This is a genomic window from Streptomyces sp. NPDC024687, assembly GCF_055559055.1.
On sequence record NZ_JBVHLJ010000009.1, the window covers coordinates 235,486 to 259,181 of the forward strand.

Genomic DNA, 23,696 nt, shown 5'->3' on the forward strand with positions numbered 1-23,696 from the left:
GGGGTTCCCGTCACGCCTTCGGCGCCACCTTGCTCAGCCCGTTGATGATCCGGTCCATCGCGTCGCCGCCCGTGGGGTCGGTGAGGTTGGCGAGCATCTTGAGGGTGAACTTCATGAGCAGCGGGTGGGTCAGGCCGCGCTGGGCCGCGATCTTCATGACCTTCGGGTTGCCGATGAGCTTCACGAAGGCACGGCCCAGTGTGTAGTAGCCGCCGTAGGTGTCCTTGAGGACCCGCGGGTAGCGCTGCAGGGCGATCTCCCGCTGGGCGGGCGTCGCGCGGGCGTGGGCCTGGACGATGACGTCGGCGGCGATCTGGCCGGACTCCATGGCGTAGGCGATGCCCTCGCCGTTGAAGGGGTTCACCATGCCGCCGGCGTCGCCGACCAGGAGCAGGCCCTTGGTGTAGTGCGGCTGGCGGTTGAAGGCCATCGGCAGGGCGGCACCGCGGATGGGTCCGGTCATGTTCTCCGGCGTGTAGCCCCAGTCCTCCGGCATGGAGGCGCACCAGGCCTTCAGCACCTCGCGCCAGTCGAGCTCCTTGAAGGAGTCGGAGGTGTTCAGGACGCCGAGGCCGACGTTGGATGTGCCGTCGCCCATGCCGAAGATCCAGCCGTAGCCGGGCAGCAGGCGGTCCTCGCCGGGACCGCGGCGGTCCCACAGCTCCAGCCAGGACTCCAGGTAGTCGTCCTCGTGGCGGGGGCTCTCGAAGTACGTCCGTACGGCGACGCCCATCGGGCGGTCCTCGCGGCGGTGCAGGCCCATCGCGAGGGAGAGCCGGGTGGAGTTGCCGTCGGCGGCGACCACGAGGGGGGCGTGGAAGGTGACTTCGCGCTTCTCCTCGCCGAGCTTCGCGTGCACGCCGGTGATGCGGCCCGTGCGGTCGTCGACGATCGGGGCACCGACGTTGCAGCGCTCGTAGAGCCGCGCTCCGGCCTTCTGGGCCTGGCGGGCGAGCTGCTCGTCGAAGTCGTCGCGCTTGCGGACGAGGCCGTAGTCGGGGAAGGAGGCCAGTTCCGGCCAGTCGAGCTGGAGGCGTACGCCACCACCGATGATCCTCAGGCCCTTGTTCCGCAGCCAGCCGGCCTCTTCGGAGATGTCGATGCCCATGGCCACGAGCTGTTTGGTGGCACGCGGCGTGAGGCCGTCGCCGCAGACCTTCTCGCGCGGGAACTCGGTCTTCTCCAGCAGGAGCACGTCGAGTCCGGACTTGGCGAGGTGGTAAGCGGTCGTGGAGCCTGCCGGCCCCGCGCCGACGACGATGACATCGGCGGTGTTCTCGGACAGGGGCTCGGTCACGGCGGGATCTCCCCAGGCTCGGAATCAAGTTCGGAATCAAGTTCTGAATCCGCGTGCCGACCGGCACTGGACACGGGCAGTCTATTCAGCAGAATTGATCACCCGGCTGAAGGGCTGCCCCCAGTGAACCGAGCTCTGCCCGTAGTACGGCTGCGCGTCCCCGCCGACGAGGACGCCGTGGCCTGGCACCGGGTCTTCGACGACCCGGACGTCATGGAGTTCCACGGCGGCAGGTCCGCGGAGTTGTACGTCTATGAGGAGCTCACCGCGCGGCAGCGCCGGCACGACGCCGAGCGTGGGTTCTGTCTGTGGACCATGGTTGACGAGGGCGGGCAGGTCATCGGTTTCACCGGTGCCCAGCCCTGGCCGCGGGACTGGGGGCCGACGGGCGAGATCGAGATCGGCTGGCGGCTCGGGCGCGCGTACTGGGGCCGGGGGTACGCCACGGCGGCGGCGCAGATGACGCTGGAGCGGCTCAGGGCGGCGGGCGTCCCGGACGTGGTGGCGATGGTCAGACCCGGCAACGAACGGTCGATCGCGGTCGCCAAGCGCCTTGGCATGGAACTCGCCGAGACCTTTCCGCACCCGCAGCTCCCGGAAGAGGCGCTCTGCTTCCGGCTCTCCCTCCAGACTGGTCACGGAGGGTAGCGGTCTGCTACAGAAAGACACCCGGCACTTCCGGTCGCCGCGGGGCCGGAGTTACCCTGCCAGTACCGCTGGGGGTGACATCTGTGCGCATACCACCCAAGACGCCCGAAGTGCGCGTACCGCGTCTGGTCGGACTCATGGCCGTCGACGCGCGCGGGACGGCCCAGGCGCAGGGCCTGTTCGTCAGTGCGCCGGACCGCAAGGACTTCCATCTGGCCGTCGTCGACTATGTCGTACGCCAGTACCCGCAGGCCGGTGCGGAGGTGCCGCGGGACTCGGTGGTGTACGTGTGGTTCGACCGCCGCCCGGGTGAGGGCGGCGGGGGCGTCCATGAACCCCGCGTTCCGAGGCCTCCCCGGGGCGGCCTCCAGCGCGAACTGGACGAGCCGGGAGACCCGTACGTGGTCCGCTGCGTGACGGGACTCTGACGAAGGGCGGAGTGCCGAGTGCTGAGTGCTGAGTGCGAAGCTCGCCGGGCCGCTCAGCTCTCCTTGACGCCCCGGTGCAGGGCCACGATCCCGCCCGTCAGGTTCCGCCACGCCACCTTCGACCAGCCCGCCTTCTGGAGCCGCTCCGCGAGGGCCGGCTGGTTCGGCCAGGCGCGGATGGACTCGGCGAGGTAGACGTAGGCGTCGGGGTTGGAGGAGACCGCGCGGGCCACCGGCGGCAGGGCACGCATCAGGTACTCGGTGTAGACCGTGCGGAAGGGCGCCCAGGTGGGGTGGGAGAACTCGCAGATGACGACCCGCCCGCCGGGCCTGGTGACCCGGTACATCTCGCGCAGCGCGGCGTCGGTGTCCTGGACGTTGCGCAGTCCGAAGGAGATGGTGACGGCGTCGAAGGTGTCGTCCTTGAAGGGCAGCCGTGTCGCGTCGCCCGCGGTGAACGGCAGCCAGGTGTGCTTGCGCTTGCCGACCTGGAGCATGCCGAGCGAGAAGTCGCAGGGCACGACATAGGCGCCGGTGCGGGCGAAGGGCAGGGACGAGGTGGCGGTGCCCGCCGCCAGGTCCAGGATCTTCTGGGCGGGGCGGGCGTCGACGGCCCTGGCGACCTCCTTGCGCCAGACCCGGTCCTGGCCGAGCGACAGCACGTCGTTGGTCAGGTCGTACCGTTCCGCCACGTCGTCGAACATCGAGGCGACTTCGTGCGGCTGCTTGTTCAGAGAGGCGCGGGTCACGGCCCCATTCTTGCAGCCGCCCTCACGAAGAGGCCCGACGCCCTCCCGGCAGCAGCTGCGGCTTCTTCTTCCCGGCCACGTCTTCCACCCATCCGCACAGCAGCACGAACACCACGATCAGGATCCAGCCGACGCCGAACATGAACCACTGGCTCTCCAGCGGCAGCCACTTCTCGAACGCGGGCACGTTCCAGAACTGGTCGATCAGCGGCACGGCGAGGATCAGCGCGATCTCGTGCCACAGGTAGATCGTCACCGCGCGGGAGTTGAAGACCGTGACGACCCGGTCGGTCCGCCGGAAACGGGTCAGCCAGGCGAAGTCGATCCCGAACCACGACTTGGCCCACATCAGCAGCATCACGTACCCGGCGGACCAGAAGGCCTGCGCTAGGGGGATGTCGTCGAGGTCGTACGACCCCGTCTCGGCCTGGTGGGTGACGGCGTACCAGCCGCCGAACCCGATGGCGGCGAGCGAGAGGGCGACGACGGCCACCGGCTTCAGCCGCTCCAGGACCTCGTCCCGGTGGGCGAAGCCGAGGATCCAGCAGAACAGGAAGGTCGCCAGGTCCGTCAGCGCGCTGCCGAGGCGGTTGTCGGGCGGTTCCCACAGGAACTGGAAGACCACGATCGGGGCCAGGGACAGCACCAGGACGGGCACCGGGGCCAGCCGGAACACCTTCAGCAGAAGCGGGGACAGCAGCACGAACCACAGGTACGTCCGCAGGTACCAGAGGATCTCCCAGGCCTGCTCCCCCCACGCGTTGCCCGGCGGATCGCCGAGCGGCACGATCCAGTAGACGATCTGCCAGCCCGGCATCCAGTCGTGGACCAGCATCGCGAGGACCACGAAGACGCCCCAGAACCAGAACGGCGGCAGCAGGCGGCGCATCCGGCTCCTGACCACCGTGAGGGCGGGCCGCTCCAGGGACTTCGCCATCAGCGTGCCGGCCAGGCCGAACATGATCCCCATGGAGGGGAAGACCATGCCCGCCCAGGCCCAGCCGAAGGTGTGGTAGGTGACGACCCTGATCAGGGCGACGGCCCGGAGGGTGTCGAAGTAGCGGTCGCGGCCCGGGGGCCGAGACGGAGGCTTCTCCTCCTCCGCCCCGGCGTCGGCGGGAGCGGCGGTCACCGGTGGCTCCGGCTCCGGCTCCACACCCTGTCCGTAGTAGCCGTGGTCGACGTACTCCTGCGGATACGGCTGCTGCGGCTGCTGCGCGTACGGCTGCGGTTGCGGTTGCGGCTGCTCTACGTAGCCCGAGTACCCGTACTCGTAGCCGTACCCCTGCTGCTGATAGCCCTGCGGCTGGTACCCCTGCGGCTCCCAGCTCATCAGCCGACCCCCGCCGGTGTGCCGACCTCGCCGGTCCGCTTCAGTTTCTGCCAGCGCAGGCGGCCGCCGGTGAGCGCGGTGATGCAGGAGTGGATCAGGACGAGGTACATCATCTGGCGGTAGGCCAGTTGCTGGAGCGGCATCATCAGCAGATAGCGGTACTGCTCCTTGTCCAGCTTGAAGGCGTACGCCGCGCACACGAGCTGGACGCCGAGGACCGCGAGCCACGCGTACAGCGCCGCCCGGAAGTCGACGAAGATCATCGAGTAGGCGGTGAACACGTCGATCAGCGGGGCGAAGACCGGCGTGACGATCTGGAAGAGCACCACCAGCGGCATGCCGACCCGGCCGAAGCGGCCCGAGGGCCCCTTGTCGGTGAGGGACTTGCGGTGCTTCCACAGCGCCTGCATGGTGCCGTACGACCACCGGTAGCGCTGCGACCACAGCTGCTTCAGGGAGCCCGGCGCCTCGGTCCACGCGCGTGCGTGCTCCTGGTAGACGACCCGCCAGCCGGCGCGGTGCATCGCGATGGTGATGTCGGTGTCCTCGGCGAGGGTGTCCTCGCTCATGCCGCCGACCTGGAGGACCGCCTCGCGGCGGAACGCGCCGATCGCGCCCGGGATGGTGGGCATGCAGCGCAGCAGGTCGTACATCCGGCGGTCGAGGTTGAAGCCCATCACGTACTCGATGTGCTGCCAGGCGCCGATGAGCGTGTTGCGGTTGCCGACCTTGGCGTTGCCGGCGACCGCGCCGACCTCCGGGTCCGCGAAGGGCTGCACCAGCTGGTGCACGGCGTCCGGTTCGAAGACGGTGTCGCCGTCCATCATGATGACGATGTCGTAGCTGGCGTTGCGGACACCGTTGTTGAGGGCGGCCGGCTTGCCCGCGTTCTCCTGGCGGATGACCCGCACGTTCGTCATGCCGAGGGCCCGGGCCGCCTCGCGCGAGATCTCGGAGGTGCCGTCCGACGAGCCGTCGTCGACGACGATGATCTCGATCGGGTGGGTGCTCTTCGCCAGCGACTGAAGGGTGTTGGCGATGCACTCCTTCTCGTTGTACGCCGGGACGATCACGGTCACCGGCCGGGTGACCGTGGGCCCCCAGCTGAAGCGGCGTTTGTTGCGCAGTCTGTAGTGGCGGCGGGCGAGGATCAGCATCATCCCGAACCGGCCCATGACGGCCACGCCCACGATCACGAGTCCGACGGACAGCGTGGGCACGGTGTACTCGGCGACGGCGACGGCCACGACGAGTGCCTTGCCCTCGTAGAGGGTCGTGCCGGTGGCCTCGCGGTGTGCGGCCTGGAGGCGCTCGGTGGCGTTCCGGTTCCCGCCCTGGAGCTGTCCGCCCCCGATGCCGGCCGGTGCGTTCGCCTGCTGTCCCGCGCGGGCGGCGGTGTTCTGCGCCTCGATGACCCCACTCACCGTGGTGAAGGTGTAGCCCTTCGCCCGCATCTGCTCGATGTACTTCGGCAGTGCCGCAACCGTCTGCTCACGGTCGCCGCCGGCGTCGTGCATCAGCACGGCGGCGCCCGAGGTCCCGGACGGCGTGGCCCATTTGACGATCTTCGAGACGCCCGGCTTCTTCCAGTCGTCGCTGTCGGTGTCGACGAAGACGCTGGTGTAGCCCTCCTCGCCGAGCTTCTCGTAGACGGGCCAGCTGTAGTTGTCGATCGCGTCCGTCTCGGAGGAGTACGGCGCCCGGAACAGCGTGGTGGTGATGCCGGCCGCGCCCGCGAGGGCCAGCTGCGTCTGGGTCATCTCGCGCCGGATGCGGGCGTCGCTCTGGTAGGAGAGGTCGACGTGGGTGAAGGTGTGGATGCCCACCTCATTGCCCTGGTCGACCATGTCCTTCACGATCCCCGGGTAGCGCGAGACCATCGAGCCGACCAGGAAGAAGGTCGCCGGGACGTCGTACTTCTCCAGGATCTTCAGGACCTGGGGCGTGTACGTCGGGTTCGGGCCGTCGTCGAAGGTGAGCGCGATCGTCTTGGCCGGCACGGAGATAGTGGTGGCCTGGCCGCCCCGGAAGCTGATGATGGGCCCGCCGTTGATGATCTTGTCGGGGACCTTGCTGGAGCTGGCGCCGTCGCGGACCCGCTGGTCGCCGCCGACCTCGGCGCGCAGATAGCCGTCGAGCAGCATCACGCTGGTCAGGCCGAGCAGGAGCAGCAGGGCGAGGATGACCCGCGGTTTCTGCAGCGCCGCGGCCTTGCCCGCTGCCCGCTCGATGCGGGAGGGGGCACGCCGGCGACCGCGGGAGGGCGTCGTCGTGGTCATGTGGTGGGCCGTTCCGGTCAGTTGGAGGCCGCGGAGGCCGTCGGGGTGGCGGTCACGGTCGGGGCTGCGCTCGGCGGGGCGCCCGTAGCCGTACCGGCGGGCGGAACACCGGTGGGCTGGGCCGGCGGGGTGCCGATCCCGCCCTGCGGCTGGGCGCCGCCGGGACCGGAGTTCGAGGAACCGCCGGGGCCGCCGCCCGCGAAGGGCAGCAGCGTCGTACTGGAGACGCCGATGCCCATGAAGGCCAGGCCCAGCACGACGGCGTAGCCGAGGGACAGGACACCGAGGAGAAGGCCGATCCGGCGCAGCATCTTGGAGCGGCGCCCGGAGTTGTCAACGAACACGGGCCCCTCGGCGGACCCGTTACTACCGCGTTTGCGGCGGTGACCGCGCGTGTCGGCGCGGCTTTCGGTGGCAGGCTCGGAATGCATTCCCCAGACGTTAAGGAGTCTTTATGTGACCGAGTCGGCCGTTCTTGTGAGACGCATATGAGAAACGCCTTAACCTGTGTTTTCCCTGAGAGACTTCGTGAACGCCTGCGCGGGTCGCCATGGAGGCAAGTGCACCGAATGCCCCGTTCAGTTCGCCCGATTAGCCTGATTCAGGCAATGCCGCCCATGGATCCCCTATGGATCGACTGTCGCTTTGAACACCGTCTCCGTATGAGACGTTCTCTTTTTGAATGAGCCTTTGTTTCGAGCCTGAGACGAACATCACGAGAGCGGGTGCATGAACAATGCGGGGTTTCCTGAGGCCGGCCGCCGGGCTCACTTGTCTGTTCGCCCTGGCCGTGACCGGGTGCTCCGCCGAATCGGGCAGCGCCTCGGACGCGGAGCCTCCCGAACGGAGCAGCGCCTCGGCGTCGGCGTCGGAAGCCGCGTCCTCGGTCACCGCGTACGCGCCCTATGTGAGCGCTGACGAGGCCTCCGACAACGACTCCGCGGGCTCGCCCTCGGTGTACAACCTCGCCTTCGTGATCGCCGACGGGAGTGACTGCACACCGTCCTGGAACGGCACGTCGGATGTCGGCGACTCCACCGTCGCGTCCCGGATCAGCGCGTTGAAGGAGGACGGGGCGAAGGTGCGGGTCTCCTTCGGCGGCGCGTCCGGCAAGGAGTTGGCCGAGACCTGCTCCAGTGCGGCGAAGCTGGCGGCGGCCTACGGCAAGGCGCTGGACGCCGCTGGATCCTCCCTGGCCGACTTCGACGTCGAGGGGGACGCGCTGACCGACTCGGACTCGGTGGACCTGCGGTCCGAGGCGATCGCGTTGCTGCAGGCGGAACGGAGCGGTCTCGCCGTGTCGTTCACGCTTCCCGTGATGCCGTCAGGGCTCGACGACGACAGTGTGGCGTTGCTGCAGTCCGCGAACGACAAGTCGGTTCAGGTGTCGACGGTCAACATCATGACGATGAACTACGGGGAGTCCTACGACGGTGACATGGGGGATTACGCGATCACTTCGGCGAAGGCGGCGCAGGCGCAGTTGAAGGAGGTTTTCGGTACGTCCGACTCCACTGCGTGGCGGGCCATGGCGCTCACGTCGATGATCGGGACGAATGATGTGGACGGGGAGACGTTCACGTTGTCCGACGCGGCGCAGGTGCGGGGGTTCGCCGCGTCGAAGGAGGTGGCGTGGGTGTCGATGTGGTCGACGTTTAGGGATCAGGAGTGTGAGTCGGGAAACTCGGACGAGGATGACCCGTTGACCAATTGCAGTGGGGTCTCTCAGAGTTCGGGGGCGTTTGGGGAGGCGTTCTCCGGTTGAGTTTCGGGTGCGGGTGCGTTGTGGCTGGTCGCGCAGTTCCCCGCGCCCCTAAAAGCCCTTACCTGCGCCGGTGTAGCAAGCGGCCCTTGATCACCGTCGCCACGCAGGTTGTCAGCTCCGCCGTTTCGAAGATCGCGAAGGTGGCCTCGCCATGGGGCAGCAGCGGGGTCGCGAATGCCCCAGAGGTCAGTGAAGGTCGGCCCTCCGGACCCGTGAACCGGTGCTCGATCGTCAGCCCCGACCTGTGCACCGCGTCGATCACCGCAGGGCGTCGCAGCTCACCCCGCACCGCCACCACCCCGTGCGCCAGCAGCCGCTGAACCCCCCGCCGCGCACTCGCACCCCACCGGGCGTCGGTCATGCCCAGTGACTTCAGGGCCTCGCCCGAGATCGGCTCACTGCCCAAGTCCTCTCGCGGGTCCGGGTGGTAGGCCTGCTCCAACAGCTCGGGGCCGTACGGGTTCACCAGGCCCGGGGTGAGAACCCCCGGCCAGCGGCGCACCCTTGCCGAAGGATGCGCGGCCGCCAGATCCTCGTACGCCTCCACCGCCGCGAGCTGCCGTCCCTCGACCAGTACCGCCCCGCCGGGCAGCGACGGCCTTCCGTCGCCCGGGATCAGCAGGTCGGCGGTGTGGATCGTCAGCAAGGCGGGCCTAGTTGGACGCGAGGATCTTCAGCTCGGGATGTGCCGTGCCGCCCTCGATCGCCGTGGAGGAGATGTGGGACACCACGCGCGCGTCGACCGGGTCGTTCGCCGGGTCGTCGTGGACGACGAGGTGTTCGTACGTCGTGGAGCGCTGGGCCGGGACCCGGCCCGCCGTACGGATCATGTCGATCATTTCCTGGAGGTTGGAGCGGTGCTTGGCGCCGGCCGCCGAGACGACGTTCTCCTCCAGCATGATCGAGCCGAGGTCGTCCGCGCCGTAGTGCAGCGTCAGCTGGCCCGCGTCCTGGCCGGTGGTCAGCCAGGAGCCCTGGATGTGGGCGATGTTGTCCATGAAGAGCCGGGCGATCGCGATCATCCGCAGGTACTCGAAGATCGTGGCCTGCGTGCGGCCCTTCAGGTGGTTGTTCATCGGCTGGTACAGGTACGGGATGAACGCGCGGAAGCCGCCCGTGCGGTCCTGTACGTCACGGATCATCCGCAGGTGCTCGATGCGCTCGGCGTTGGTCTCGCCGGTGCCCATGAGCATGGTGGAGGTGGACTCCACGCCCAGGTTGTGCGCCGTCTCCATGATCTCCAGCCAGCGCTCGCCGGACTCCTTGAGCGGGGCGATCGCCTTGCGGGGGCGCTCGGGCAGCAGCTCCGCGCCGGCGCCCGCGAAGGAGTCGAGACCGGCCGCGTGGATGCGCTGGATCGCCTCCTCCACGCTCACCTTGGAGATCCGGGCCATGTGCTCGACCTCGGAGGCGCCCAGCGAGTGGATCACCAGCTGGGGGAACTCCTTCTTGATGGCGGCGAAGTGCTTCTCGTAGTACTCGACGCCGTAGTCGGGGTGGTGGCCGCCCTGGAACATGATCTGGGTGCCGCCGAGTTCGACGGTCTCCGCGCACCGGCGCAGGATGTCGTCCAGGTCGCGGGTCCAGCCCTTGTCCTTGGCCGTGGGCGGGGCGTAGAAGGCGCAGAACTTGCACGCCGTGACGCACACGTTGGTGTAGTTGATGTTCCGCTCGATGATGTACGTCGCGATGTGCTCCGTGCCGGCGTACCGACGGCGGCGCACGGTGTCCGCGGCGGAGCCCAGCGCGTGCAGCGGGGCGTCCCGGTAGAGGTCGAGCGCCTCCTCCGGAGTGATGCGCCCACCCTCGGCGGCACGGTCGAGGACGGACTGAAGGTCGGCCTTCTCGGTCACCGGGGCGTGCCTTTCGTCAAGGTTCGAGCGGTCCCGGCCAGCCTACGCCAGCCCTCCGACATGCCGGATGTCAGGCCGATGTCAGGCCGTGTACGCGCCGATCAGCAGCCCCGCGTACGCCCCCGTGATCAGGAACGGCCCGAACGGAATCGCCGTCTTGCGCCCCGCCCTGCCCGCCAGGACCAGGACACCGCCGTAGAGCGCGCCGAGCAGGAAGCCCGCGAAGGTGCCGAGCAGCACGGTGTCCCAGCCGTACCAGCCCAGGACCGCCCCCGCCCCGAGCGCCAGCTTCACGTCGCCGAAGCCCATGCCGCCGGGGTTGATCCGCCACAGCACCCAGTAGCCGGCGCCGAGGGCGAGGGCGCCGTACAGGGCGTTCGGCCAGGTCCCGGTGTGCTCCGGCATGAAGGAGACGACTCCGAGCAGGGCCGGCGCGACGGCCGCCAGCGGGAGGGTGAGCGGGTCGGGCAGCCGTCGGACGCGCAGGTCGACGACGGCGAGCAGCACGCCCACGGGGGTGAGCAGCAGCCAGACGGCGAGCTCCGGGCGGGTGCCGGTGGCGGCGGCGAGGGTGGCGCAGAGGAGGGCGGTGAGGGTGGCGAGGAGGGGGCCGCCGGGACCGTACGGCTGCTGTGTGGCGCAGGTCCCGCACCTCGCCCGTCCGAGCCAGCCGGCCAACGGGTGCCCGCCGGGGCAGGTGTCGCGCCACGGTTCCTCGGGCGGGACGGAGAAGCGGTAGGCGGCGCGCGGCAGCAGTGCGCCCGTCGCCGCTCCCCACAGTGCGGCCAGGACGACGAGCAGTTGCGTCACCGTCCGACCTTCGACATCCGGGCCTCGGGGTATCCCTCGGCCTCGCTCTCCGAGGTGTACTTCAGGTCGTCGCCCACGCTGGCGAGGCGGACCGTGTGGGCGGTGGGGTTGCAGCCGGCGTGGTTGTCCCCGGCGCCCACGGCGGTGGTGACGAGCTCCGTGTCCGTGACCTTCTTCAGGGTGAGGACGTCGGTGCAGACCGCGCCGATCGCGTCGGTCTGTTGCAGACGGCCCAACTCCTCGCCGACACCCACCTTCTTGACGGTGATCCGGAAGGTCCCCATCGGCAGGCTCCCGCCGAGACCCGTGCCCTGGCCCTCCCAGGTGCCGAGATAGCGGGCGGGCACCTCGGAAGGACCGCCCGACGCCTCGCCCGACGCCCCGCTCGACGCCCCGCTCGACGGCGACGGGGAGACCGAGGACGGCGACGGCTTGGAGGCCGACGGTGTGGAGGCCGGCGCCGAGGAGTACGCGTCGTTGCCGGGCCCTGAGCTCGCCGAGTCGTCATCGCCCCGCCCGGGCAGCAGGTCGAACACGAACACCGACCCCACGGTCACCGCGGCCAGCGCACCCGCGACGGCGAGCGCCACGGTGCAACTCAGCCGGCGGCCGCGTCCGTTCTCGCCGGAGGCCGAGGTGGCGGCCACGGAGACGGAGAGCTTGCCGGGGCCGGAACCGGGACCCGATCCGGGACCGGGTTCGGGCCGCCGGTCGGAGGGCACCACCGTCTCGGGCGTGACCGGAAACGCCGGGGGCCCGGCCGCGTCAGCCGGAGGCGCCCCCGCGGACACCGCCGGCATCACCGGCGGCGGCCCGAACGCACCCACCGAAGGACTGCTGAACCCCACCGGCCCGGACGCCTGCCCCCCCGCCTGCTCCCCCACCGCCTCGAGATTCAGCAGCTGTACGGCACTGCGCCCCACCTGCTCGACCAGCGCACCCGGCAGCCATCCCGCCGCCACCAGCCGTGCCGCGCCCTGCGGAGCGAGCCGCCGGGCCACCTCGCCCGGAGTGGGCCGCTCCTGCGCCGACTTGGCCAGGCACATCTCCACGACGTCCCGCAACTCGCCGCCCAGTGATCCGAGTTCGGGCTCCTCGTGGACGACCTTGTAGAGGAGGGAGGCCGAGGAGTCCCCGGGGAAGGGCGGTGCCCCCGTGGCCGCGTACGCCAGGACCGCGCCCAGGGAGAAGACGTCGGCCGCGCCCGACACCCCCTTGCTGAGGATCTGTTCGGGGGACATGTATCCGGGGGAGCCGATCGAGACTCCCGTCGACGTCAGGGATGCCGTGCCGTCCGTGGCACGGGCGATGCCGAAGTCGATGAGCAGCGGGCCGTCGACGGTGAGCAGGACGTTGGAGGGTTTCACGTCCCGGTGGACGAGCCCCAGGGAGTGCACGGCCGCGAGCGCCTCGGCGAGGCCCGCGCCCAGCACGCGTACCGAATGCTCGGGCAGAGGGCCCCCGTCGGTGACCGCCGCGGCCAGGGAGGGGCCCGCCGCGTACCCGGTGGCGACCCAGGGCACCGCGGCCTCCGGGTCGGCGTCGAGGACCGGCGCGGTCCAGGCTCCGCCCACTCTGCGCGCCGCATCCACCTCGCGCCGGAAGCGGGCGCGGAACTCCTCGTCGAGCGCGAAGTGCGGGTGCACGATCTTGACCGCGACCGTGCGGCCCCCGGCGCTGCGGCCGAGGTAGACCCGGCCCATGCCGCCGGAACCCAGTCGGCCGAGCAGCCGGTAGGGACCCACGGCGGTGGGCTCGTCGACTCCCAGCGGCTGCATGCTGCCTCCCCCATAGCCCCAGAAGGTTCAGATGCACATTAGGGCTGAAGCAGTTCCACCTTCACGTCGGCGGGGAAACCCGTCGTCGGCCCGACCCTTCGCGCGAACTCGGCGACCGCCGCCAACTGCGGGTCACCGAACCGGAAGTCCAGCGTCGTGAAGTACTTCTCCAGGACCTGTTCGTCGAAGGACTCCCAGCGGGCCGCCTGTTCCGCGACCTTGCCGACCTCCTCCAGGGAGAGGTTCCGGGAGGCGAGGAAGGCCTCATGGACCTTGCGGGTGATGACCGGCTCGCGTTCGAGATAGTCCCGGCGGGCCGCCCACACCGCGAAGACGAACGGCAGTCCCGTCCACTCCTTCCAGAGCGAGCCGAGGTCGTGCACCTGAAGGCCGTAGCGGGGGCCGTCGAGGAGGTTGGCCCGCAGCGCCGCGTCGCCGATGAGGACGGCCGCCTCCGCCTCCTGCATCATCAGGCTGAGGTCGGGCGGGCAGGTGTAGTAGTCGGGCTGGACGCCGTAGCGCTCGGCGAGGAGGAGCTGGGCGAGGCGGACTGAGGTGCGCGAGGTCGACCCGAGGGCCACCCTGGCGCCGTCCAGCTCGTCCAGCGGGACCTGCGAGACGATGACGCAGGACATGACCGGGCCGTCGCAGCCGACGGCGATGTCGGGGAAGGCGACCAGGTCGTCCGCGTTCTTGAGGAACTCGACGAGGGTGATGGGTGCGATGTCGAGATCTCCCTGCACCAGCTTCTCGCTGAGCTTCTCCGGGGTGTCCTTCGTGAGCTCGAAGTCGAGAAGAGTGCCCGTCCTCGCGAGCCCCCAGTACAGGGGCAGGCAGTTCAGGAACTGGATGTGGCCGACGCGCGGCCGGGTGCGAGAATTGTCCACATCGCGACACTAGCCCCCTTGGAGTAGGCTTCGGACTTCGACCCCGAGGTCAACCTCTCCGCGATCTTCAAACATCCGGGTGACGTGATCTTGACCTCTATTGCTTTCGGCTGCCCGCATGCTAGGCTCGCCGCAAGTTGCAGTTTGGTTTCCCTTGCAGTACAGAGCCTGCGGAGCATGTAACCGCAGGCTCTAGTCGTTTTCAGAAGAATGCAGTTGTGCGGCACTGTTTTCACACTTGCAGGTTCTGGAGCAGGGCAACCCTTTTGGGCCCAAGGAGGGCTTATGGCTACGGGAACCGTGAAGTGGTTCAACGCCGAAAAGGGCTTTGGCTTCATCGCCCAGGAGGGCGGAGGACCCGACGTCTTCGTCCACTACTCCGCGATCAACGCGAGCGGCTTCCGCTCGCTGGAGGAGAACCAGGCGGTCTCCTTCGACGTGACCCAGGGGCCGAAGGGCCCGCAGGCGGAGAACGTCACCCCCGTCTGATCCCGTCTCACAGGCGCTCCAGCCTCTGATCCGGACCTGAATGCAGTACCCAAGGAGCCCCGCGCCGCACGGCAGCGGGGCTCCTGCCTTTGCTTTTACGTGCTTTTACGTGTGCTGCATGACCAGCACGAATGTCGTGCCGGGGGTGAGCGCCTCGTACGCATGGGCCACGTCCCCCCGATACGTCATGTAGTCGCCGGGCTCCAGCTCGACCTCCACCCCCACCGGTCCGGCCTTCACCCTCCCCGCGCCCACGATCAGATGCTCCACGGTCCCCGGAATGTGCGGCTCCGATTCCCGTACGGCCCCGGGTTCGGCCTGCAGGTGGTAGATGTCGCGCCGCGCCCCGGGCGGGCTCGCGGAGAGCAGGGTGGCCGCGAACTCGGCCTTTTCCGAGGCCACGGTCGGCCCCTGTCCGGCCCTGATCACCTGCACGGACGGCGCCGGCGGCTCCACCAGCACGCTGAACGGCACACCCAGCGCCACCCCCAGCGCCCACAGCGTCTCCACGCTCGGGTTCCCGCCCGCCGTCTCCAGCTGGGACAGCGTGGACTTCGCGATGCCGGCCCGCTTGGCCAGCTCGGAGAGGGAGAGCCCGGCGCGGGTGCGCTCGCGGCGCAGGGAGGCGGCGATCCAGTCCAGGGGGAGCCGGGGCGGCGGGCTGTCGGACATACTGTTCGCTCCATCGGTACGATCGTTCGCCTTGACGAACAGGGCGGCTACCGTCCAGTCTAGTGAACATGCGTACGGCACAGCGAACAGCCCTGGTCCGTGACAGTGCGCTCGTGTGGCTCGCGAGCGGGGTCGTGGGCGTCTCCTTCGGCGCCATCGCCGTCACCGGCGGCCTGCCGGTCTGGGTGCCGGTGGTGATGTCCCTGGTCGTGTACGCGGGCTCCGCCCAGTTCAGCGCGGTCGGCGTGCTGCTGGCCGGGGGCGGTCCGGTCGCCGCGGCGGCCACGGGCCTGCTGCTCAACACCCGCACGGCGGCCTTCAGCCTCGCCGTCGCCGACCTCCTCGGCCCGGGCAGACTCGCCCGCTTCCTCGGCGCACACCTGGTCACCGACGAGACGGTCGCGTTCGCCCTCGCCCAGCCGGATCCGGCGCGGCGCCGGGCGGCGTTCTGGGTCTCCGGGCTCGGCCTGTTCGCCGTATGGAACGTGACCGTCCTGCTGGGCGCGCTGGCCGGGGGCGCCCTGGGCGACACCGGCGCCTACGGCCTGGACGCGGCGTTCCCGGCCGTCCTCGTCGCCCTGGTGCTGCCGGTCCTGCGCGGGGATGGCGCCGTACGGCGGTCCGCGCTGCTCGGCGCCGCGCTGGCCCTGGCGGTCACCCCCGCGGTCCCGGCGGGGGTGCCGGTGCTGGTGGCGCTGGCGGGCCTGGTCCTCCACGGAAGGAGCTCTGCGTGAGCGCGACGGTCGTCATGATTCTGGCGCTGGCGGTGGGGACGTACGCCTTCCGGCTGGTGGGGCCGGTGCTGCACGGGCGGGTCGACCTCCCGCCCCGGGTCCAGGAACTGCTGTCGGCCGGGGCGATCGTCCTGCTGGTGGCGTTGCTGGCGACGGGTGCGCTGACGGAGGGCGGCGGGTTCGCGGGGTGGGCGCGGTCGGCCGGGGTGCTGGTGGGGGCCGTGCTGGCGTGGCGCAGGGCGCCGTTCGTGGTGGTGGTGCTGGGGGCGGCGGCCACAACTGCCGTACTGCGGGCGGCCGGTGTGGGGTGAGTGTCAGTGGGGGCCGCTAGGGTGCGCGGCCATGACCGAAGCCGACTTCCTCACCAGCACCCGCACGTTCTACGACGCCATCGCGGAGGACTACGCCAAGCGCTTCACCGACGAAATCGAGGGCAAGCCGCTGGACCGGGCCGTGTTCGCGGCGTTCGCCGAACTCGTCGGCAGGGGTGAACCCGTGGCCGACCTCGGTTGCGGCCCCGGGCGGGTCACCGCGCACCTCGCCTCCCTCGGACTGTCCGTCTTCGGGCTCGACCTGTCGGAGTCGATGCTGGCGATCGCGCGGCGGGAGAACCCGGGGCTGCGGTTCGAGCAGGGCTCGATGCTGGAGCTCGACCTGCCCGACGGCGCCCTCGCGGGCGTGGTGTCCTGGTACTCCTCCATCCACACACCTGTGGACGAACTACCGTCCCTCTTCGCCGAGTTCAGGCGGGTCCTGACCCCCGGCGGCCATCTGCTCCTCGCGTTCCAGATCGGCGATGAACCCCGCCGCCACGAAAGTCCCTGGGGGCACCCGGTGACGTTGGACTTCCTGCGGCGGCAGCCGGAGCACATGGGCGAGCTGCTGACGGCGGCCGGGTTCGCGCCCGTCTCCCGGACGGTGCGCGAACCCCACTCCAACGAATCGACCCGCCAGGCCGCCCTGATCTTCAGGCGCGACTAGAGCGCCCCCGCGATGTCCCGGGCCGCGACGTATCCGAAGGTCATCGCGGGCCCGATCGTCGAGCCCGCGCCCGCGTAGCTGTGGCCCATGACGGCCGCGCTGGCGTTCCCGGCGGCGTACAGGCCGGGGACGACCGAGCCGTCGGGCCGCAGGACGCGGGCGCGGGCATCGGTCACCAGGCCGCCCTTGGTGCCCAGGTCTCCCGGGACGAGCCGGAAGGCGTAGTACGGGGGCAGCCAGAGCGGGGCCAGGCAGGAGTTCGGGAGGACGGACGGGTCCGTGTAGTAGTGGTCGTAGGCGCTGTCACCGCGTCCGAAGTCCGGGTCGTCGCCCTTGACGGCAAGGGAGTTGAAGCGGTCGACGGTGGCGCGCAGGGCCCCGGCCGGGACGCCGATCGACGCGGCGAGGGCGTCGACCGTCCAGGCCTTGTGGGCGGCGCCCGAGCCGTACCAGTCGTCGGGGAGGACGAAGGCCGGCGCGATGTCCTTGAAGAGGTACCGGTTGCGGTAGTTCTGGTCGACGATCAGCCAGGACGGGATGTCGGGGTCGGTCGGGTTGCGGTCGTACATGGTGTGGACGACGTCGCTGTAGGGGGCGGCCTCGTTGACGAACCGCCGGCCGGCCGCGTTCACGATGAGCCCGCCGGGGAGGGTGCGTTCGGCGAGGCAGAAGTACGGGTCGCCGGGGAGCGGGATGGCCGGTCCCCACCAGGCGTCGTCCATCAACGCGAGGTCGCCGCCGACCCGTTGGCCCGCCCGGATGCCGTCCCCGGTGTTCTCCTTCGCACCGACCGTCCACTCCGTGCCGATGGGCTGCCGCTGGTACTGCGCCCGCATCGCCGCGTTGTGCTCGAAGCCGCCCGAGCCGACGATCACGCCCCGGCGGGCACGGAAGAGTCCGGCAGGGGTCACCGCTCCGGTGACGGCGCCCTTCTCGACGTAGAGCTCGGTGAGGGGGGTGTTGAGACGTACGGCGACTCCGGCGTCCTGGAGTCCCTTCCGCAGCCCGGCCGCCAGTGACTGCCCCATGGTGAGCGGCGTCTGCCCGAGCAAGGCCGCCTTCGTTCCGCGTGCCAGGCACTCGGCGGCGACGGCGGCGCCCTTGACGCTGACGGCGGACAGGGCGAGCCACTTGTAGTCGGCGCTGAACACGACCAGTCCGGCCGGGACGTCGAGGTACGGCGGGTTCAGATGGGCGAGTTCGGCGCCGAGGATGTTGCCGTCGAGCTGGTCGGGCTCGAGGGAGCGGCCGTTCGGCAGGCCGCCCGGGAGCTCGGGGTAGTAGTCGCTGTACCCCTCCATCCAGCGGAAGCGGAGCGGGCTGTTGGCCATGACGAAGGAGATCATGGCGGGTCCGTGCCGAAGGAAGGCCTGCTGCCGGGCGGCGGGAACATCAGGCCCTACGACGGCGGCGAGGTAGGCCGCCGCCTTGGCCGGGGTGTCCGGGACACCGGCGGCGAGGATGACGGGATTGTTGGGGATCCAGATCCCGGCCCCGGAACGGGCGGCGGATCCGCCGAAGGTGGGCGCCTTCTCCAGAACCACGGTGCTCAGGCCCTGCTTGGCGGCAGCGAGCGCGGCGGTCATGCCGGCGGCGCCGGAGCCGATGACGACGACGTCGTACGTCCCGATCGTCGGCAGGTCGGCGCCGCTCGCGCCCTGCTGCACCCCGGCGGCTACGGCCGCCCCGGCACCGGCGGCCAGCAGGTGTCTTCGGGTCACGCTCATGGTCGGGTCCCCCCTGCGGTTGGTATGGACGAAGAGGTCCGGAACGTCGCGCGGGGGTCTTGAGAAGTCAAGACGCGTGAAGGACGGCGAGGGTGTCCCGCCAGGCGAGTTGGCTGAGAAGGGGTCTGAACCGGGTCAGCAGGGCGAGGAGTTCGGGACCCCACCGCTCCCGGAAGGCCGGGTCCCGGCGCGCGAGGTCGAGTTCGTTGGCGGCGGTGAGCTCGGCGAAGTCCCTGCACAGGACAGGGTCGGGGGCGTACATCCGCCCGGTGAACCGGTCCCGGAAGAGCGGATCGAGGAGACGGGGGTAGGTCGCCGCACGGTCGCAGCTCGCGTAGAAGTGCACGATTGCCTCGGCGTCCGGGCCGATCACGGACGCGAGTTCTGTGCGCCGGTCGAGCGGGAGCAGGGCGGTGGGGAAGCCGTCGGTGCCGTAGAAGGCGTGGCAAAGGCCGGCGAGTCGGAGGGCGGGGCGGGCGCCCCAGAGGGCGAGTTGGATGCGGACGCGTTCGAGGTGGGTGAGGAGGGTGCCGCCGGGGTGGGGGGTGCGGTCGGCACCGAGCCGCCGTAAGAGGGCTCTGGCTTCGTCTGTGGGGGTCGCCTGCACGGGCACCGGACTCCTCGGCGGTAGGGGTGGGTTGGGTCGGCACCCGCTCCTCCCGGGTGTGGAGCGGGTTGCCGCCCGGGCCCTGAGGAGATCGTCGTACGGGCTCTCGACCCAGTCAATCCTAAGTATTTGTCACTGGACCCAAGTGTTAGCTTGGGTGTCATGACCCTCGACGACCTGCGTGTCTTCGTGGCCGTGTGCCGCGCCGGAAGCCTCAGCGCGGTGGCCCGTGAGCTGGACTGCACGCAGTCCGCGGTGAGCCAGCACGTGAAACGGCTGGAACGGGAGACGGGGGTCAGCCTGCTGGAGCGGCAGCCTCGGGGGGTCGTACCGACGCAGGCGGGGCGGGTGTTGGAGGCGGCCGCGGCGGAGGGCATCGCGGGCCTGGACCTCGCCCTGCGCCGGCTGCGCGAAATGGTCGACGGGGAGAGCGGGTCGGTCCGGGTGGCGACGGGCGCGACGACCGTACGGCACTTCATGTCGGACGCGGTGGTGGCCTTCCGGCAGCAACACCCGGACGTCAGCCTGGAGTTCAGGACCGAGAGCTCCAGCCGGGCCTGCTTCGACGCACTGGCCGACAGCAGTCTCGACCTGGCGTGGATCACGTTGGGCGCGCCGGTGCGGGGCATCGAGCAGCGGCCGGTGATGGAGCTGCCGTGGGTATTGGCGGTACGGGCCGGGGATCCGCTGGCCACCCGGTCGTCCGTGGAGGCGTCCGAGTTGCAGGGCCTCCGGCTGATCCGGCTCCCCCCGAACTCCACCTCCGCCGCCCATCTGGACGCGGCCTGCGCGGAGTTGGGGGTCCGGTTCGCCTTCGACACGAGCGTGGCGGACTGGGACACGGCGCTGCTGCTGGCCGAGCTGGGGCTGGGCCGGGCCGTGGTGCCATCCCTGCCGGGCCTCGACGTACCGGGTCGGGGTGACCTGCGACTGGTTCCCATCCCCGCCCTGCGCCCCCTCTCCGTCGGCTGGGCGGTACGCCGCTGGGACGCGCTGTCGCCATCGGCGCGGGCGTTCGCGGACACGGTGGCGGAGTCCTGTCACGATACGGCCGCGCACGGCTGAGGCACCGTGCACAAGCACTCAGCCGAGCGGAGGGGGGCCGTACGGAGTGTCACAGATCTGGCCGACGCTTCACTCTCCGGCCACGGGGCCGGTACAGACCTCAGCTCAGAATCCGGGAGCGGGGAGGAAACCGGGCCACCACGGTGGTACGCCGCTGGGGCATGCGTACGTGGCGCCGCCCCAGAAGAAGGAGACAGCACACCAGCACAGAGCGGGGAGCACCACCACGAGGGCGAGTGCATGGAGGAGGGCTTGCCTCCCCAGGAGAGCTCCCACCATCACCCAACCAAGGGTCAGAAGGCCCCAGAGGGACGGGACGAAAAGAACGATCAGGAAGGTGCCGTTCGCTGCGCCGTTGACGCCGGCGTCGCAGGCGCTCAGCGCTCTACCGAGAAGCATGCCGGTGAGCACCGCGAGAGCAAGCCCCAGCACCGTTCCCAAACATCCGTGAAGCCGCCGCTCAGGCATGGATCTCCTCATCTCGTCACCACTCCTTTCCCCGCATCCCAGCGCTCACGCTGTGTCCGGAGCCCCCCTCGTCACCCGAGTCCGATCTCGGCCCACACCGTCTTGCCGACCTCCCGCTCCGTGACGCCCCAGGTGTCGGCGAGGAGAGTGACGAGGATCAGGCCCCGGCCGTGTTCGCCGTCCTCGTCGTTGACGTACCGGAGTCGGCGGTCGCCTCGTGCGTCGCTCACCTCGATACGGAGCGTGTTCTCCGGGAGCCTCAGGAGACGCAGCTCGAAGTCCCTGCCGGGGACCCGGCCGTGAGTCACCGCGTTGGCGGCGAGCTCGGCGACGAGGTGCTGCGCGGTGTCGTTGACGTCGGTGTCGTGGGGGTGGCCCCATTCCGCGAGCTGGGTGGCCGTGAGTCTGCGGGCCAGGCGGGCGCCTCGCGGGGTGGCGCTCAGACGCTGGGTCAGTTCGTCGGTGGGGGTGGAGATTTCGGCGTTCACGTGACTGAGCGTGGTGGGTTGTCTCTACGCTGACCAGGTGCGACTCGGCGACGCTGAGTAGTTGTACGGGTGCGGTCGGTTCGGTGTACGGGTTGTCGCGTGGGAGGGGTGAGGCGTGTGGGTGAGCGGAGGCCGGAGACGCCTGCGGAGGCGGACGGTACGGCGGGGCTGTTCGTCGCGCTGGGCAAGATGGTGAAGCTTTTGCGGGAACGGAAGGGGCTGACCCAGAAGGAGTTCGGGGAGCTGGTGGGATACGGCCCGGACGCGGTCTCCTCCATGGAGAGGGGCGTGCGGACACTTCGGCCGGAGGTCCTGATCAAGGCGGACGAACTGCTTGACGCCGGGGGCCTGTTGAAGGAAGTCCTGCCCGAGGTCGAGGAGGCGATGGCGAAAACTCGGACCCGGCATCCGGAGTGGTACCGGAGTTACGCCGGGTTGGAGGCGGAGGCGGTGTCCCTCTACGACTACAGCACCATGGGCGTGCTGGGCCTGCTCCAGACGGAGGACTACGCCCGGGCCGTGTTCACGCAACGCCACCCGCCGCTGGACGAGGAGACCATCGAGAAGCGTGTCGCCGACCGACTCTCCCGTCAGCAGCTCTTCGAGAAGTGGCCGCCGCCGGAATGCAGCTTCGTCCTCGAACAGGCTGTACTGGAACGGCCGATCGGCGGACCCGCCGTGCACGCGGGTCAGCTTCGACGGCTGCTGCACATCGGGCGGATGCGGAATGTGCAGCTTCAGGTGATGCCTACAGGGCGGGACGAACACCCCTGCCTGGACAACTCGTTCACCCTGCTCACTCCCAAGGGCAAGGAGCAAGTGGTGTACATGGAGAGTCAGGGGTACCCACGGCTGATCACCGGCCGGGAAGAGGTACGCATCCTCGCTGCCCGCTATGGGATCATCCGAGCTCAGGCCCTCAACCCGTACGAGTCCCTGGACTTCATCGAGAAGATGTTGGAAGAGCGATGACCATAGAGAAGCTGAACTGGTTCAAGTCGAGCTACAGCAGCGGCGAGGGCGGCCAGTGCCTCGAAGTCGCCGTAACCCCCCACACCATCCACCTCCGCGACTCCAAGACCCCCACCGGCCCTCACCTCACCCTCTCCCCCACGGCCTGGTCGGCCTTCCTCTCACCTACTGCGGCAACTGAGCGATGACGTTCAGCTCGCGAGCCCCCGCCGTCCCGACGCCGGACTCCGTGCCGGGGAGCATCAGGCTCGGGCTGTAGTAGGTGCTCGACACGAGCAGGTCCTTGTCCCCGTCGCGGTCCATGTCGCGCAGGCGGACGAAGAGGCCGAACATCTCGTACTCGGCGGGACTGCCGGGCACGCCCGCCGTCGCCCGGCTGAACCACTGGGACTTCGTGCCGGTGAGGCCGGACCTGCCGCCGCGCAGCACGTGGACTCCGCCCGCGTACTTCGCGGTGCCGACCTTCTCCTCGGGCACGCTGACCGCGAGGTCCGGGTAGCCGTCGCCGTCGGTGTCACCCGCGGAGAGGTCGGAGCCGAAGCCGTCGTTCTTGGTGGCGGCGGTGGCCACGCCCGAAGTGGACTGGGAGAGCCGGTACTTCGTGGTCGGACCGGTGCTGCCGCCGCGCCAGACGACCACGGAACCGGCGCCGCCGCCGTACGGGACGTCGCTGACCGCGAGGTCGCCGTAGCCGTCCTTGTCGAAGTCGGCGACGACGCCGGTCGGGTCGTAGTCGGGCTGTGAGCCGTTGATGACCGTGGCCTTGCCGGGCTTGATGGTGGAACCGCCGCGCAGGAACCAGGCGTCCTGGGTCATCTTGTCGTGGTGGTAGCCCTGGCCGAGGACGTAGAGGTCGGTCGCCTTGTCCTTGGTGACCTTGCCGGCGACCAGGCCGGTGTATTCGAGGACGTAGTCACTGGTGACGCTCGGCGCGTGCCGGGTCACCTGACCCGTCGTACCGGACTTCGCGAAACCGCCCCGGTAGATGTAGATGTGCTCGGAGCCGTCGGCGACGGCCAGGTCGGCCTTGCCGTCACCGTTGAAGTCTCCGGTCTCCAGCTCGTTGCCGAAAGCCTGGTCGGAGCGGGCGGTGACCTTGAGGCGCACGGCCTGGGCGCCCGACAGGCCGGTCTTCGAACCCCACAGGATGGTGACCGCGCCCGAGCCGGCCTTGCCGCCGACCTTCTCGGTGCTGTCGGCGACGGCCAAGTCCGCGTATCCGTCCCGGTTGAGGTCGGCGGTGGCCAGGTCCTCGCCGAAGCCGTCGGCGTAGCCGCCCGCGTCCCCGGCCGTTCCGGGTATGCCCGCGGTGGACTGCGTGAAGGTCTTGGTGGTGGTGCCGGGGCCGGTCGCCGTCCCGTAGGTCACGACGACACCGTCGCTGAAGTTGTGGCTGGCGAAGTCCCGGAATCCGTCGCCGTTGAAATCGTCGGCGTACTTCGCCGGGGTGGCCGCGCTCGCGGTGCTCATGGAGAGGGTGAGCAGTCCGCCGGTCAGGGACACGGCCGTGGCCGTGGCCAGCGCAAGGCGGAAGGTTCTTCGCGTGAACATGGGTCTCCTGCGGTGATCATGAGTCTGGCGAGGAGAAGACTCACGGCCCCGGAGCATGGTTGTAGGGCGGACGCCGGTCAGCGAAAGGGCCGGGATTGGTCAAGACCTCTCCAAG

The 23,696-nt window shown here is 69.9% G+C and carries 25 protein-coding genes; 10 read left to right on the plus strand and 15 right to left on the minus strand.

The features are described from left to right. Positions 1-10: 10 nt before the first annotated feature. Entirely contained in the window at positions 11-1,297 is a 1,287-nt protein-coding gene (locus tag ACZ39I_RS31890) for a geranylgeranyl reductase family protein (protein WP_351990383.1), read from the minus strand. Positions 1,298-1,420: 123 nt separating this feature from the next. Between ACZ39I_RS31890 and ACZ39I_RS31895 the strand changes: the two genes are divergently transcribed. Together ACZ39I_RS31895 and ACZ39I_RS31900 are read left to right on the plus strand one after the other, a co-directional pair. Then, positions 1,421-1,945: a GNAT family N-acetyltransferase gene (locus ACZ39I_RS31895; RefSeq protein WP_467248391.1), complete on the plus strand. Its 525-nt coding sequence runs from the start codon at positions 1,421-1,423 to the stop codon at positions 1,943-1,945. A 110-nt stretch (positions 1,946-2,055) separates the two neighbouring features. After that, entirely contained in the window at positions 2,056-2,373 is a 318-nt protein-coding gene (locus ACZ39I_RS31900; RefSeq protein WP_467248505.1) for a PASTA domain-containing protein, read from the plus strand. A 53-nt stretch (positions 2,374-2,426) separates the two neighbouring features. On the opposite strand, the gene ACZ39I_RS31905 is transcribed toward ACZ39I_RS31900, so the two are convergent. The 4 genes from ACZ39I_RS31905 to ACZ39I_RS31920 are packed head-to-tail and all read right to left on the minus strand — an operon-like array spanning position 2,427 to position 7,078. After that, a complete protein-coding gene (locus ACZ39I_RS31905; protein WP_389999766.1) occupies positions 2,427-3,122 on the minus strand; it encodes a demethylmenaquinone methyltransferase in 696 nt (231 codons plus the stop codon). A gap of 22 nt (positions 3,123-3,144) precedes the next feature. Further along, positions 3,145-4,455: an acyltransferase family protein gene (locus tag ACZ39I_RS31910; protein ID WP_467248392.1), complete on the minus strand. Its 1,311-nt coding sequence runs from the start codon at positions 4,453-4,455 to the stop codon at positions 3,145-3,147. After that, the gene (locus ACZ39I_RS31915; RefSeq protein WP_467248394.1) at positions 4,455-6,734 is read right to left on the minus strand and encodes a bifunctional polysaccharide deacetylase/glycosyltransferase family 2 protein; all 2,280 of its coding nucleotides are present in this window, start codon (positions 6,732-6,734) and stop codon (positions 4,455-4,457) included. The genes ACZ39I_RS31910 and ACZ39I_RS31915 overlap by 1 nt, the downstream gene beginning before the upstream one ends. A gap of 17 nt (positions 6,735-6,751) precedes the next feature. Further along, positions 6,752-7,078 (minus strand): hypothetical protein, encoded by a 327-nt coding sequence (locus ACZ39I_RS31920; RefSeq protein WP_467248396.1) that lies wholly within the window; start codon positions 7,076-7,078, stop codon positions 6,752-6,754. A gap of 392 nt (positions 7,079-7,470) precedes the next feature. On the opposite strand from ACZ39I_RS31920, the gene ACZ39I_RS31925 reads away from it, so the two are divergent. Beyond that, on the plus strand, positions 7,471-8,499 hold the full coding sequence (locus ACZ39I_RS31925) for a chitinase (RefSeq protein WP_467248397.1): 1,029 nt from the start codon (positions 7,471-7,473) through the stop codon (positions 8,497-8,499). 58 nt (positions 8,500-8,557) lie between these two features. On the opposite strand, the gene ACZ39I_RS31930 is transcribed toward ACZ39I_RS31925, so the two are convergent. The 5 genes from ACZ39I_RS31930 to ACZ39I_RS31950 form a co-directional block, all read right to left on the minus strand. Beyond that, on the minus strand, positions 8,558-9,145 hold the full coding sequence (locus tag ACZ39I_RS31930) for a hypothetical protein (RefSeq protein ID WP_467248399.1): 588 nt from the start codon (positions 9,143-9,145) through the stop codon (positions 8,558-8,560). 7 nt (positions 9,146-9,152) lie between these two features. Beyond that, complete coding sequence (mqnC, locus tag ACZ39I_RS31935; RefSeq protein WP_352390692.1) at positions 9,153-10,352, minus strand: cyclic dehypoxanthinyl futalosine synthase; 1,200 nt, start codon at positions 10,350-10,352, stop codon at positions 9,153-9,155. Between the two features lie 81 nt (positions 10,353-10,433). Continuing rightward, positions 10,434-11,162: a prepilin peptidase gene (locus ACZ39I_RS31940; protein ID WP_467248400.1), complete on the minus strand. Its 729-nt coding sequence runs from the start codon at positions 11,160-11,162 to the stop codon at positions 10,434-10,436. Continuing rightward, positions 11,159-12,940, minus strand: coding sequence for a serine/threonine-protein kinase (locus tag ACZ39I_RS31945; RefSeq protein WP_467248401.1), 1,782 nt, complete (start codon positions 12,938-12,940; stop codon positions 11,159-11,161). Before ACZ39I_RS31945 ends, ACZ39I_RS31940 begins: the two co-directional genes overlap by 4 nt. A 38-nt stretch (positions 12,941-12,978) precedes the next feature. Beyond that, entirely contained in the window at positions 12,979-13,827 is an 849-nt protein-coding gene (locus tag ACZ39I_RS31950) for a menaquinone biosynthetic enzyme MqnA/MqnD family protein (RefSeq protein ID WP_467248404.1), read from the minus strand. A 285-nt stretch (positions 13,828-14,112) separates the two neighbouring features. On the opposite strand from ACZ39I_RS31950, the gene ACZ39I_RS31955 reads away from it, so the two are divergent. Then, entirely contained in the window at positions 14,113-14,316 is a 204-nt protein-coding gene (locus tag ACZ39I_RS31955; protein ID WP_003998944.1) for a cold-shock protein, read from the plus strand. Positions 14,317-14,421: 105 nt separating this feature from the next. Here the strand turns inward: ACZ39I_RS31955 and ACZ39I_RS31960 are convergent, their stop codons facing one another. After that, positions 14,422-14,988 (minus strand): helix-turn-helix domain-containing protein, encoded by a 567-nt coding sequence (locus ACZ39I_RS31960; RefSeq protein ID WP_467248406.1) that lies wholly within the window; start codon positions 14,986-14,988, stop codon positions 14,422-14,424. Between the two features lie 68 nt (positions 14,989-15,056). Between ACZ39I_RS31960 and ACZ39I_RS31965 the strand changes: the two genes are divergently transcribed. Genes ACZ39I_RS31965 through ACZ39I_RS31975 form a run of 3 tightly spaced genes read left to right on the plus strand, consistent with a single transcriptional unit; the run spans position 15,057 to position 16,703 of the window. Beyond that, entirely contained in the window at positions 15,057-15,722 is a 666-nt protein-coding gene (locus tag ACZ39I_RS31965) for an AzlC family ABC transporter permease (RefSeq protein ID WP_467248408.1), read from the plus strand. Next, positions 15,719-16,033, plus strand: a complete 315-nt coding sequence (locus ACZ39I_RS31970; RefSeq protein WP_467248409.1) for an AzlD domain-containing protein — start codon at positions 15,719-15,721, stop codon at positions 16,031-16,033. Before ACZ39I_RS31965 ends, ACZ39I_RS31970 begins: the two co-directional genes overlap by 4 nt. Before the next feature lie 31 nt (positions 16,034-16,064). After that, complete coding sequence (locus ACZ39I_RS31975) at positions 16,065-16,703, plus strand: class I SAM-dependent methyltransferase (protein ID WP_467248411.1); 639 nt, start codon at positions 16,065-16,067, stop codon at positions 16,701-16,703. On the opposite strand, the gene kstD is transcribed toward ACZ39I_RS31975, so the two are convergent. Further along, on the minus strand, positions 16,700-18,430 hold the full coding sequence (gene kstD, locus ACZ39I_RS31980) for a 3-oxosteroid 1-dehydrogenase (RefSeq protein ID WP_467248412.1): 1,731 nt from the start codon (positions 18,428-18,430) through the stop codon (positions 16,700-16,702). The two genes, ACZ39I_RS31975 and kstD, sit on opposite strands and share 4 nt — an antisense overlap. Before the next feature lie 67 nt (positions 18,431-18,497). Then, complete coding sequence (locus tag ACZ39I_RS31985; protein ID WP_467248415.1) at positions 18,498-19,043, minus strand: DUF6817 domain-containing protein; 546 nt, start codon at positions 19,041-19,043, stop codon at positions 18,498-18,500. Positions 19,044-19,199: 156 nt separating this feature from the next. On the opposite strand from ACZ39I_RS31985, the gene ACZ39I_RS31990 reads away from it, so the two are divergent. After that, positions 19,200-20,102, plus strand: a complete 903-nt coding sequence (locus ACZ39I_RS31990; RefSeq protein ID WP_467248417.1) for a LysR family transcriptional regulator — start codon at positions 19,200-19,202, stop codon at positions 20,100-20,102. Between the two features lie 539 nt (positions 20,103-20,641). Here the strand turns inward: ACZ39I_RS31990 and ACZ39I_RS31995 are convergent. Next, positions 20,642-21,058 (minus strand): ATP-binding protein, encoded by a 417-nt coding sequence (locus ACZ39I_RS31995; RefSeq protein WP_467248419.1) that lies wholly within the window; start codon positions 21,056-21,058, stop codon positions 20,642-20,644. Positions 21,059-21,175: 117 nt separating this feature from the next. On the opposite strand from ACZ39I_RS31995, the gene ACZ39I_RS32000 reads away from it, so the two are divergent. Further along, on the plus strand, positions 21,176-22,030 hold the full coding sequence (locus ACZ39I_RS32000) for a helix-turn-helix domain-containing protein (protein WP_467248421.1): 855 nt from the start codon (positions 21,176-21,178) through the stop codon (positions 22,028-22,030). Next, entirely contained in the window at positions 22,027-22,218 is a 192-nt protein-coding gene (locus ACZ39I_RS32005) for a DUF397 domain-containing protein (RefSeq protein WP_467248423.1), read from the plus strand. Before ACZ39I_RS32000 ends, ACZ39I_RS32005 begins: the two co-directional genes overlap by 4 nt. On the opposite strand, the gene ACZ39I_RS32010 is transcribed toward ACZ39I_RS32005, so the two are convergent. Then, positions 22,196-23,581 (minus strand): FG-GAP and VCBS repeat-containing protein, encoded by a 1,386-nt coding sequence (locus ACZ39I_RS32010; protein WP_467248424.1) that lies wholly within the window; start codon positions 23,579-23,581, stop codon positions 22,196-22,198. The genes ACZ39I_RS32005 and ACZ39I_RS32010 overlap by 23 nt on opposite strands. Positions 23,582-23,696 lie beyond the last annotated feature (115 nt).

What these genes read in the sequence shown, in the direction of transcription:
- ACZ39I_RS31910 (WP_467248392.1), bottom strand. Translation starts at nt 4,455, where the DNA reads ATGAGCTGGGAGCCGCAGGGGTACCAGCCGCAGGGCTATCAGCAGCAG.
- ACZ39I_RS31915 (WP_467248394.1), bottom strand. Translation starts at nt 6,734, where the DNA reads ATGACCACGACGACGCCCTCCCGCGGTCGCCGGCGTGCCCCCTCCCGC.
- ACZ39I_RS31925 (WP_467248397.1), top strand. Translation starts at nt 7,471, where the DNA reads ATGCGGGGTTTCCTGAGGCCGGCCGCCGGGCTCACTTGTCTGTTCGCC.
- ACZ39I_RS31945 (WP_467248401.1), bottom strand. Translation starts at nt 12,940, where the DNA reads ATGCAGCCGCTGGGAGTCGACGAGCCCACCGCCGTGGGTCCCTACCGG.
- ACZ39I_RS31955 (WP_003998944.1), top strand. Translation starts at nt 14,113, where the DNA reads ATGGCTACGGGAACCGTGAAGTGGTTCAACGCCGAAAAGGGCTTTGGC.
- ACZ39I_RS31960 (WP_467248406.1), bottom strand. Translation starts at nt 14,988, where the DNA reads ATGTCCGACAGCCCGCCGCCCCGGCTCCCCCTGGACTGGATCGCCGCC.
- ACZ39I_RS31965 (WP_467248408.1), top strand. Translation starts at nt 15,057, where the DNA reads ATGCGTACGGCACAGCGAACAGCCCTGGTCCGTGACAGTGCGCTCGTG.
- ACZ39I_RS31975 (WP_467248411.1), top strand. Translation starts at nt 16,065, where the DNA reads ATGACCGAAGCCGACTTCCTCACCAGCACCCGCACGTTCTACGACGCC.
- kstD (WP_467248412.1), bottom strand. Translation starts at nt 18,430, where the DNA reads ATGAGCGTGACCCGAAGACACCTGCTGGCCGCCGGTGCCGGGGCGGCC.
- ACZ39I_RS31990 (WP_467248417.1), top strand. Translation starts at nt 19,200, where the DNA reads ATGACCCTCGACGACCTGCGTGTCTTCGTGGCCGTGTGCCGCGCCGGA.
- ACZ39I_RS32005 (WP_467248423.1), top strand. Translation starts at nt 22,027, where the DNA reads ATGACCATAGAGAAGCTGAACTGGTTCAAGTCGAGCTACAGCAGCGGC.
- ACZ39I_RS32010 (WP_467248424.1), bottom strand. Translation starts at nt 23,581, where the DNA reads ATGTTCACGCGAAGAACCTTCCGCCTTGCGCTGGCCACGGCCACGGCC.